Origin of the sequence: Acinetobacter sp. AOR34_HL (assembly GCF_027854795.1) — a bacterium.
GTDB classification, from domain to species: Bacteria; Pseudomonadota; Gammaproteobacteria; order Pseudomonadales; family Moraxellaceae; genus Acinetobacter; species Acinetobacter junii.
This window is the reverse complement of the sequence record NZ_JAKTID010000016.1, coordinates 1-4,043: the sequence shown is the minus strand read 5'-3', so window position 1 is coordinate 4,043 and position 4,043 is coordinate 1. Positions and strand designations below refer to the sequence as shown.

Annotated in this window: 5 protein-coding genes, 1 pseudogene and 1 riboswitch; of the genes and pseudogenes, 3 read left to right on the top strand and 3 right to left on the bottom strand. The window is 38.0% G+C overall.

What is annotated here, in order from left to right:
* Window positions 1-128 precede the first annotated feature (128 nt).
* Complete coding sequence (gene acpP / locus MKL32_RS02035) at window positions 129-371, top strand: acyl carrier protein (protein WP_004676488.1); 243 nt, start codon at window positions 129-131, stop codon at window positions 369-371.
* Between the two features lie 214 nt (window positions 372-585).
* A complete protein-coding gene (gene lysM / locus MKL32_RS02030; RefSeq protein WP_125272803.1) occupies window positions 586-1,059 on the top strand; it encodes a peptidoglycan-binding protein LysM in 474 nt (157 codons plus the stop codon).
* A gap of 76 nt (window positions 1,060-1,135) precedes the next feature.
* On the opposite strand, the gene MKL32_RS02025 is transcribed toward lysM, so the two are convergent.
* Window positions 1,136-1,903 (bottom strand): hydroxymethylpyrimidine/phosphomethylpyrimidine kinase, encoded by a 768-nt coding sequence (locus tag MKL32_RS02025; protein WP_125272804.1) that lies wholly within the window; start codon window positions 1,901-1,903, stop codon window positions 1,136-1,138.
* 93 nt (window positions 1,904-1,996) lie between these two features.
* Here MKL32_RS02025 and MKL32_RS02020 point away from each other — a divergent pair, with 93 nt between their 5' ends.
* Window positions 1,997-2,671: an HAD family hydrolase gene (locus MKL32_RS02020; RefSeq protein WP_004952625.1), complete on the top strand. Its 675-nt coding sequence runs from the start codon at window positions 1,997-1,999 to the stop codon at window positions 2,669-2,671.
* Window positions 2,672-2,705: 34 nt separating this feature from the next.
* Here MKL32_RS02020 and ribB read toward each other — a convergent pair whose 3' ends face one another.
* Both ribB and MKL32_RS02010 read right to left on the bottom strand, forming a co-directional pair.
* Window positions 2,706-3,365 (bottom strand): 3,4-dihydroxy-2-butanone-4-phosphate synthase, encoded by a 660-nt coding sequence (ribB, locus tag MKL32_RS02015; RefSeq protein ID WP_004960125.1) that lies wholly within the window; start codon window positions 3,363-3,365, stop codon window positions 2,706-2,708.
* A gap of 93 nt (window positions 3,366-3,458) precedes the next feature.
* A riboswitch (FMN riboswitch) is annotated at window positions 3,459-3,614 on the bottom strand.
* A gap of 348 nt (window positions 3,615-3,962) precedes the next feature.
* Window positions 3,963-4,043: pseudogene (locus MKL32_RS02010) on the bottom strand (IS1595 family transposase); the annotation flags it as partial.

Sequence of the window (4,043 nt, the reverse complement as noted above, 5' to 3'; positions counted from 1 at the left end):
GACCAATGATCAAAAACTTCATTGATGACTTTATTCTCGATAAAAATCATCTGCTACCACAGAGAATCTATAAATAATAGTGCGTAAGTCCTATAATGTATTAAACCATAACAACAAAAGGGAATTTTATGAATATAGCAAACCGTATTAAAGAGATCATTATTGAGCAACTTCGTGTAAATGAAGAAGATGTTTTACCAAATGCATCCTTTACAGATGATTTAGGCGCTGATTCATTGGCTGTAGTTGAGCTCATTATGGCTTTTGAGGGAGAATTTGGTACTCAAATTCCTTATGAAGAGGCTGAGAAAATTATTACCGTTCAATCTGCAATTGATTATATGACCAATATTGTGGGAGAAAATGTTTAAATTGCTTCAAGTTTTGAACGAATTGAAAGCCGCCGTAAGGTGGCTTTTTATATTTAAAATATATAAATGTGAAAGCTTAAAATCAGTTTTACTGCATATACATATATTTACAAGACCTCGTTAAATTGAAACTCGCATGCTTTATTTTTTCGGTATAACTAATTGTAAGTCTGTTTTGACTATGCTTAATCAATAATTACAGAGGAAATAAAAAATGGGTATTTTTGATTTTGTTAAAGGCATTGGTAAAAAAAATACAGCACCAGCAGAACCTCAGCCTGCTCCAGCCACACCTGTTGAGCCTTCAGCTCAAGAAATTGCCAATAAATTATTAGGCTTGATTAAGAGTTTAGGTCTTGGTGTTGATGGTTTATCAGTAACCTATAATGGAAATACCGATACAGCCATTATTAAAGGGCGAGTCAAAAGCCAAGCAGATAAAGAAAAGATAGTTCTTGCCGTTGGTAATATTGATCATGTTGCTCAGGTCGATGATCAGATGACGGTTGAAGCACCTGAACCTGAAAGTAAGTTCTATACAGTAAAATCAGGGGATAATTTGTCTAAGATTGCAAAAGAAGTTTATGGTGATGCAAACCAATACCCTAAAATTTTTGAAGCCAATAAACCGATGTTAAAAGATCCTGATGAAATTTTCCCTGGTCAGGTATTGCGTATTCCGCAATAATTTGTGGGTTTAAAAAAGGCGCATTCAGCGCCTTTTTTTATAACTATTCATTGAAAGATATTCAATATTTCAAACATCAAAATCGTTTTGGAATCTTTTGCCCATTTGGAACGGGTGTTTCAGCATTTTTTAATACACCAAATAGCCATGTTTCAGCATGCTGAACCGCTATTTTTAGTGAATCACCTAAGGCTATACGTCCAGCAATGAAGCTTGCCAAAGAACAGCCTGAACCATGATATTGACCTTCTAAACGCGGGCAACGGCTTTCAGCAATCATTTCCCCATCAGCATAGAGAACATTACGGATATGGTCAGGAGTATCTTCATGTCCACCTTTAACTAAAACTGCTTTTGCACCCATTTCAAATAATTTCTGAGTAGCGAGTTCAATATCATCCACACCAGTTAAAGCTCTCAATTCAACTGTATTGGGGGTAATCACAGTCGCGAGAGGAATTAGCTTAACAAATGCCTTTACTAATGTTGCTTGATCACCTAGTGAGCCACCACTATTTGCGACTAAGACAGGATCAAGTACATATTGATAATCATCATGTGCTCTTAAAAATTCAGCTAATGCAGCAATATTATCGGTAGTGCCCAACATGCCAGATTTTACACATTTGATCGGTAAGTCTCCAACCACAGCATTTGCTTGAGCTAACAGCAATTCTTTTGAACTTGCTTCAAAACCAAATACTTGTTGTGAGTTCTGTATTGTCAAAGCCGTACAAGCAATTGCCGCATGTGCACCGCTTTGTCCTATGGCTTCTATATCTGCTTGTAGACCAGCACCACCAGAAGGATCTAAACCTGAAAAACATAGTACGGTAGGACGCACAGCAATTTCCTTTTGTTCTCTCAATTACGCTAGTATATGTAAGTTTCGAGAAACTCTCGACTATGTTATGTAAGGCTGTAAGAGATTGAGCGAATGACGATCAGAAATATTTTAATTGATTTAGATGGGACTTTAACTGATCCCAAAGAAGGTATTCATCGTTCAATTCGTTTTGCGCTAGAGAAACTTGGTTATCCAATAGCTGATGAAGTAGATTTGGATTGGACGATTGGACCACCATTAAAAGGTTCCTTGGCGAGATTGTTAAACTCCCAAAGTGATGAGTTGGCTGAGCAAGCACTCGCAGCCTATCGTGAACGTTTTGCAGTGATCGGATTATTTGAAAATCAAGTCTATCCAAATGTTGCTGAGACACTCTACAAACTAAAACAACAAGATTATCAATTATTTTTAGCAACAGCTAAGCCAACAGTCTATGCGAAACAAATTTTGGTGCATTTCGAGTTGGATCAATATTTCACAGAAATACATGGTAGTGAATTGACTGGCGAACGTACCAACAAAGCAGATTTAATTGCTTATATTCTTGAGCAAGAACAGTTGAATGCACAGCACTGTGTAATGGTCGGTGATCGTCAATATGATATTGTTGGTGCACGTGCTCATGGAATTGATACCATTGCGGTCAGTTATGGCTATGGAACACCAGAAGAACTGGCTCAAGCGCAGCCGATCACGCAAATCAATCAGTTTAATGAGCTGATTGAATGTATCGAGCAATTAAATCAACGGCGCAAAGTATCCTAATAAAAAGCCTCGATGAATCGAGGCTTTTTTTGTATTAAAGATTATGCTTTAAACGGTATTGGACGAGTTCTTCTATGCTAATCACTGTCAAGCCATGTGTTTGCGCATACGCTAACACTTGAATACCTGATGCCATAGAACCATCTGGGTTGGTTAGCTCACATAGCACACCTGCAGGTTTTAAGCCTGCCAAACGAGCTAAATCAATTGTCCCCTCGGTATGACCTCGACGGGTTAGTACACCGCCATCACGAGCACGTAAGGGGAATACATGACCTGGACGATGAAGATCACTTGCAACAGCACCATCCTTAGTTGCAGCAAAAACCGTTGTTACACGATCTTTTGCTGATACACCTGTCGTAACGCCTTGTGCTGCCTCAATCGTGACGGTAAATGCAGTTTTGAATTGGCTAGAGTTATCTATGACCATAGGTGGGAGTTCTAAATAGTCAGCTAATTGTTCAGTCAAACATAAACACACAATACCAGAACCATCACGAATCATTTGTGCCATTGTTTCGACGGTTAATGTTTCAGCAGCAATAATAAGATCAGCTTCATTTTCCCGATCAAAATCGTCCATGACCAATACAGGTTTGCCTTGGCGGATATCATCTAAAGCTTGTTGAATACGAAGTTCAGCTGGTGAGAGTGCTGAAAAGAAAAGTTCAGGTTGAATTAAACTAGACATATGAAACGCTCGCGTAATTGGGTTACGGTTGAACATTTCAGGACTGATGCAAAATAAGCGGACACCGAAACAAACCAAAGTAAGTTTCGGTGATTTCGTCTTCTTTCATCCGGACTATACCGTCGGCTTTGGTTTTTCACCAAATCTGCTTGTATATAAAAATATACAGGCTCGTGGGCTGATTAGGTCTTTGATGAGCAAAGCCTAACTTACCACCGGTGGGGAATTTCACCCCGCCCTGAAGCGATGTGATTTGATTATATCGACTTTCTATATTCTGAAAATAGTTTTTTATAGAATGAACCGTTCTATTTAAACCAGAAGATTAAGTAAGAAATCATTCACATTTTTCAATAATTCTAAGTGCTAGAATTCTTTTTGAATTACGCATACACTCCAAACATAGAACAATAAAAATGGAGATCAATAAAATGGATATTAAGAATAATATCGAGTTGGAAAACTTGGCTCAGCAACTTCACCGACCTGTGATGAGCTTAAAAGATTTTAGTTTAGTCTCGCAGCAAGATTTGGCTTGGTTGAATTAGCAATTAAAACAAACGATCGAACAAGAGAATAAAAAAGGGGCTTAGGAAGTTAAAGAGGATTGTTACGGAGTAATTTAAGCAAATCGAGATATAAATTACCGTTCCGATGATTGAAGCGATACTCCGTTTC